Origin of the sequence: Streptomyces sp. SM1 (assembly GCF_002910825.1) — a bacterium.
GTDB lineage: Bacteria > Actinomycetota > Actinomycetes > Streptomycetales > Streptomycetaceae > Streptomyces > Streptomyces okerensis.
In genome coordinates, this window is sequence record NZ_NEUB01001008.1 from 1 (window position 1) to 4,951 (window position 4,951).

8 protein-coding genes are annotated in these 4,951 nt (G+C 65.7%); 2 read left to right on the top strand and 6 right to left on the bottom strand.

Translation table 11 applies throughout. The features are described from left to right. Both B9S61_RS36260 and B9S61_RS41300 read right to left on the bottom strand, forming a co-directional pair. Positions 1 to 203 (bottom strand): DUF6284 family protein (locus B9S61_RS36260; RefSeq protein ID WP_103543641.1); only part of this gene is annotated, 203 nt, incomplete at its 3' end. Positions 204 to 294: 91 nt separating this feature from the next. Continuing rightward, positions 295 to 450 (bottom strand): hypothetical protein, encoded by a 156-nt coding sequence (locus B9S61_RS41300; RefSeq protein ID WP_181007461.1) that lies wholly within the window; start codon positions 448 to 450, stop codon positions 295 to 297. Between the two features lie 617 nt (positions 451 to 1,067). Between B9S61_RS41300 and B9S61_RS36265 the strand changes: the two genes are divergently transcribed. Both B9S61_RS36265 and B9S61_RS36270 read left to right on the top strand, forming a co-directional pair. Further along, a complete protein-coding gene (locus B9S61_RS36265; RefSeq protein ID WP_103545977.1) occupies positions 1,068 to 1,838 on the top strand; it encodes a helix-turn-helix domain-containing protein in 771 nt (256 codons plus the stop codon). Continuing rightward, a complete protein-coding gene (locus B9S61_RS36270; RefSeq protein WP_103545978.1) occupies positions 1,835 to 2,308 on the top strand; it encodes an NUDIX hydrolase in 474 nt (157 codons plus the stop codon). The genes B9S61_RS36265 and B9S61_RS36270 overlap by 4 nt, the downstream gene beginning before the upstream one ends. Here B9S61_RS36270 and B9S61_RS36275 read toward each other — a convergent pair. The 4 genes from B9S61_RS36275 to B9S61_RS36285 form a co-directional block, all read right to left on the bottom strand. Continuing rightward, complete coding sequence (locus B9S61_RS36275) at positions 2,296 to 2,862, bottom strand: HD domain-containing protein (RefSeq protein ID WP_181007698.1); 567 nt, start codon at positions 2,860 to 2,862, stop codon at positions 2,296 to 2,298. The genes B9S61_RS36270 and B9S61_RS36275 overlap by 13 nt on opposite strands. Before the next feature lie 11 nt (positions 2,863 to 2,873). Next, complete coding sequence (locus tag B9S61_RS36280; protein ID WP_103545980.1) at positions 2,874 to 3,320, bottom strand: GntR family transcriptional regulator; 447 nt, start codon at positions 3,318 to 3,320, stop codon at positions 2,874 to 2,876. A 343-nt stretch (positions 3,321 to 3,663) separates the two neighbouring features. Further along, a complete protein-coding gene (locus B9S61_RS40505; protein WP_146065037.1) occupies positions 3,664 to 3,861 on the bottom strand; it encodes a hypothetical protein in 198 nt (65 codons plus the stop codon). A 26-nt stretch (positions 3,862 to 3,887) separates the two neighbouring features. Next, on the bottom strand, positions 3,888 to 4,511 hold the full coding sequence (locus B9S61_RS36285) for a M48 family metallopeptidase (protein WP_103545981.1): 624 nt from the start codon (positions 4,509 to 4,511) through the stop codon (positions 3,888 to 3,890). Positions 4,512 to 4,951 lie beyond the last annotated feature (440 nt).

Sequence of the window (4,951 nt, forward strand, 5' to 3'; positions counted from 1 at the left end):
GCGCGGCGGCGGGCCCGGCGGATGCGCCGGTTGTCCAGCTCGGTCGGCGTGCGGTCGATGGTGACGATGTGCGCGTCCAGCAGCTCGACGTCCGCCAGGATGACGGGCATCTCACGCTCGATCGCGTCCAGCTCGGCGTTCGTCGGCTCCATGAAGTCGGCGAACGCGGTAACGGCGTCCTGAACAGTGACGATGTGGTCCATGGGTCGTGGTTCCTCTCACAGGGTTGGTACGGCCCGAACAGCGCCCCCGGTGTTCCAGCACCGGGGGCGTGCCGTTTGTGGATGGGTGTGGTCAGCCGCGCTTGGGCTTGCGGCCGTGAGCGGCGTCCAGCTCGGCCGTGGCGTCCTTGCACTCGCCGGAGACGATGCGGTCGTAGACCGTCTGGCTCTTCTTGACGCTCTCCGGGCTGGTCAGGTCGGTCGACTGCTGCGTCTTCTTGCCGAACATCCAGGGCTCCTGACGTGGTCGCGTTTGGGCGGACCCGGCCGGACGAACCGGCCCGACTCCCCGCACCCCGCCCGTACGACCCGCGCGGAGCGGGCGGCACGGACGGGAGAGGCAGCCGGCCGCAGCGTCAGCGCTGCGAAACCAGGAAGCGGACCGAGCGGCTGTGCTGGCGCCTACCGGCCGGTCCGTTGCGGCGGCGCCCAAAGCTGTCGTTGAGGCATCGGAACCTCCTGTTGGTCGAAGGGGCACGGGAAAGCACTGCAAGGGGGACCAAGTCCCCACACGCCGGCCGTTGCTCGCGGTCGCCGGGCCACCTCGCCAGTACGGGCCGAAACCCTGTTCCACCTGGCCTTTAGCGGGATTGCAGCGTCCCCGCCCTCCACTTCGGAGCAGCCCACAAGGGCGCTCCCACCTCGTAAGCGAGGCATGTATTACTTGTCCCTGACCATGGCAGATGGGTTCCGCGTCGTCAACCCGTTGGGGGTAGTGGCGCAGAGTCCGTCTTCTCGATCGGCGACGTGACCAGCTTCGCGGCGGAAGGCGGGACGTAGTACCTCGCGCATGTACGACTCGCTACAGTCGAAGTCGTCCCAGGGCGTCCCGGATGGGGAGGGTGCGTGCCGAACGAGCGACTGCGCGGGGCCATCGTCGAGAGTGGCCTCACCATGGAACAGGTGGCGGAAAGGCTCGGGGTCTCCCCGAAAACCGTTGACCGCTGGATTTCCGATCCGACCCGTAAGCCTTACCGGCGATTTCAGTACGCGGTGGCATCGATGCTTCGTCGGGAGGTCTCTTACCTGTGGCCAGACGAGCGAACCGCAGAGGAAGTTACGTCCTCCAGTGAGTCAGAATTAGTGCAGCTTTACCCGCACCGTTCTGTGGTGCCGAAGGATGCATGGGTAAAGCTCTATGCAAATGCATCGGTGTGCTTTGACGTACTGGTGTACTCCGGATTTTGGCTCACCGAGGATCCGGCATTCCATCGGCTTGTGCGTGAGAAGTCGGCCGACGGCGTGCCGGTTCGATTCATGCTTGGTAACCCCAGCAGTGAAGCCGTAGCCGTTCGTGGAGATGACGAGGGAATCGGATTTGCCATGGCGGCGAAAATTCGAAACGCCCTCATGAACTATGCGCCGCTGTTCCGGTTACCCGGCGTTGAATTCCGGCTGCACGGTACGACGCTCTACAACTCGATTTATCGGGCTGATGATGAGCTATTGACCAACGGGCATGTTTATGGGGTGGGTGCTTACTTGGCGCCTGTCCTGCACCTGCAACGCGTGCCGGGTGGGGAAATGTTCGACACCTACACGGAAAGTGTTGAGCGCGTGTGGCAGGGCGCCCAACCGATCTCGTCCCCAACTGACTACGAAGGTGCTGACCGATGAGCCGCATTGACTACTTCCGGGACGCCGACGCCCCGCAAGCGAACTCCGTGGTGCCGTCGGTTACCGCCGTTGTCCGCGACGACCAGGGGCGCATCCTGCTCATCCACAAGACAGACAACGACTTGTGGGCCCTTCCTGGGGGCGGTCACGACATCGGGGAAACCATCTCGCACACCGTTGTTCGGGAAGTCGAAGAAGAAACCGGAATCCTGGTGGCTATAGAGAATATCGTAGGCATCTATACCGATCCTGCTCACGTCATGGCATACGATGACGGAGAGGTGCGTCAACAGTTCTCTATCTGCTTCCGCGCTCGCCCGGTCGGTGGCAAGTTGCGTACCAGCTCCGAATCAAAAGAGGTCCGCTGGGTCCCGCTGGCAGACCTTGATGTGTTGAACATTCACCCATCCATGCGGCTACGAATCGACCACGGAACGGATGGAGCACGTACCGCGCCTTACATCGGATGACGACTTTCCACCGAAACGAGTCGTTGGTCTACGCGCTGCACCGCTGCATGGATCTCCGGTGCAGCGCGCTGAATGAAGCGGCCGACGATTGTGTCTGGTCCATACCGGCCGACGATTTCAGAGACGCGATCCTCAGAACTCGTAAGTCCGCCATCCGGTGTTGTGGTCATGTCGCAGTAGATCAGGGCGTCAACCAGGTGGGAGGACTCCAGGGGGAATTCCTTTTCCAATTCCTCACGCAGTCCTCGTTCTTCGGCTTCAAACAGTGCGCATGAATGGTTCGCAACGAGGTTGATGACCCGGGAGTCTGCGCCCTTCTGGTCTCGCAGGAACCGGGCCCCATCGAGCGGGTGAAAGCCGGTTGTGGCTACCCGAGGGGAATACCCGATGTCGTGCAGCACGGCGGCGGCCTCCATGATGTCCGCCTCATCTCCCAGGATCGGGCGCAGCGTTTGAGCACGCTTGGCGACTCCGAGGGAGTGCGCCCACCGACGGGGTAGCGGCTCGGACAGCAGCGATTCGGCGAGACTGTAGGCCCGCTCTGTGACGTCCATGGTGACCAAGGCTACGAGTCCTTACCGTTTGGCGGGAGAGCGCGAACCTCGCGTCGTCGGCTCGCACCCATGCCGACGAGCCCTTGCCCTTCCATTTGGGCAATGGCCGAACGGACAGCCGTACGGGAGACGCCGAAGCGCTCGCACAGCTCATTCTCGGAAGGGAACGGGTCCCCTACCTTCACACCGTCGGCTCGAAGAAGCTCGGTCACGCGCTCTACGAGCGGCCGTCGGTCCCCGGTGCCGGTGACGTACCAGCCGGCGCCCTGGTGTGACTCGATGAGCCCTTCAGTCTTCAGCACGGCGAGCGCACGGCCGACCGTGCTTCGGCCCACCCCATAGACACGCATCAGCTCTGCCTCAGACGGCAGAGCCTCAGCGATGCTGCCCTTCCGGATCTTTTGGCGCAGAGACTCCGAGACTTGCAAGTACGTACCTCGCGGGCTGGCCTGCGGCACGCGTCCTCCACTCCCTCGGTCCAGCGGGCGCCCACCCGGCACGCCCCCTCCCAGCTTCTCACGGGGGCTCATGGGCCATGTGTGGGCCAGGGCGCGGAAACGGCCCGGCAGTCGACAGGTTCACGCAGGTCAGACGCCGGGTCGATGCCGACAGGGACCCGGTCTTGAAAACCGTCGTGGCAGCGATGTCACCGTGGGTTCAAATCCCACCGCCTCCGCGCTGAGAGCAGTGAGAACGGCCCCTGACCCGGGTAGTCGGTCAGGGGCCGTTCTCGTGTCCGCCCCCCCGTGCGGCCCCCGCCGTGTGCCGCTCGATCGGGCACGGAACGGGTGTGTACGGCCGCTATCGGGTCAGGCCGGTGTCCCGGATGAACCGTTCCGCGATGGTTCGTCTGACGGGTTCCAGTTCCCTCTCCAGGGCCTCCGCCGCCGTGCCGTCGAGCGTCACCGTGGCCGGGTACTGCTCCGCCTCACCGAGCAGGTCGATCCGCACCCGTGCGAGGTCGCGGGGGGGCTTGCCTCGCGGAGACGTTCGCGACATGGGCGGCGAGTTTCCGCCATAGCCTCTCAGCCGCGCTCGTCCGGCGGAACGTCCGGGCCTCGACCGCCAGCCGGCGCAACTCTGTGGTCACCACACCCGACAGGCCCGCGGTGTTCCAGTGCCTGTACGGCCGCCTCCGTGGACGCCACGCGTGCGGCGAGCCCGTCCGCGCGGAACTCGATCTCCTCGGCCATGGACGCGGCAAGGCCGTCGGCCAGCCGGGCCAGTTGCCTCTGCGGCCAGGTGACAAGCCGAAGGCCGCCACGTGCCAGGGCGCTGTCCACCCGGAAGCGGGCGGCGGCATGGGCCATGTCGTCCGCGTGCCGACTCGTCACAGAGGTGGCCAGGGCCTGTTCCCGCAGCGTTCCCACGTCGCCGGACGGCACGGTGCCACCGTGCGCCAGCGGGAGCACGGTGCGCACGATCAGGTGGTGCCTGATGTCCCGGGCGGCGAAGTGCCCGAGTTCATGGGCCACGCAGGCGATGCGCTGCTGCGGTGGCAGCGTCTCCCACAGAGCGAGGCCGATGTCGAGCCGTCTCCCGCGGAGGCCGGACGGCACCGCGCTGATCGAGAAGTCCTGGGTGAGCTGAACGGCGTCGAAACCCCGGGTGCCGAGGGACCCGGCGATCTCGTCCAGGAGTGCGAACAACCGGGGGCGTCGGCTCGCCGCAGGAGGCGCTCCTTGTCCACCTTGACGTGTGTGGGCCGTAGTTGTGCGGCCAGTCAGATCAGGAGCAGTCCCAGGCCGGGCTGGACGATCGTTTCCCATCCGAGGACGATCAACAGCACGCCGGCCACCATCAGGGCACCCGTCATCAGGTGCACCAGTGCGGAAACGGCCACCGCGATCGCCGCCTTGGCCCGACGGCCAGGGACGGGCGGAAACCCGTCACCGACCGTCCGACGACCTGTGGCTTCAGTTCCTCCGGCTGAACGCATCCGCCCACTCCCCGTTCTCAGTACGACCTCACCTGCCGAGCCACCGATTCTGGGGGGACGTGGGGGCCTCGCACACTGCCAGGAACCGGCAATCCTGATGCGGTCCTCATGCCTGCCTCGGCCGCGTGTGTCTCCGCATCCGGGGGGGGG

What these genes read in the sequence shown, in the direction of transcription:
- B9S61_RS41300 (WP_181007461.1), bottom strand. Translation starts at nt 450, where the DNA reads ATGTTCGGCAAGAAGACGCAGCAGTCGACCGACCTGACCAGCCCGGAG.
- B9S61_RS36270 (WP_103545978.1), top strand. Translation starts at nt 1,835, where the DNA reads ATGAGCCGCATTGACTACTTCCGGGACGCCGACGCCCCGCAAGCGAAC.
- B9S61_RS36275 (WP_181007698.1), bottom strand. Translation starts at nt 2,862, where the DNA reads ATGGACGTCACAGAGCGGGCCTACAGTCTCGCCGAATCGCTGCTGTCC.
- B9S61_RS40505 (WP_146065037.1), bottom strand. Translation starts at nt 3,861, where the DNA reads ATGTCGCGAACGTCTCCGCGAGGCAAGCCCCCCCGCGACCTCGCACGG.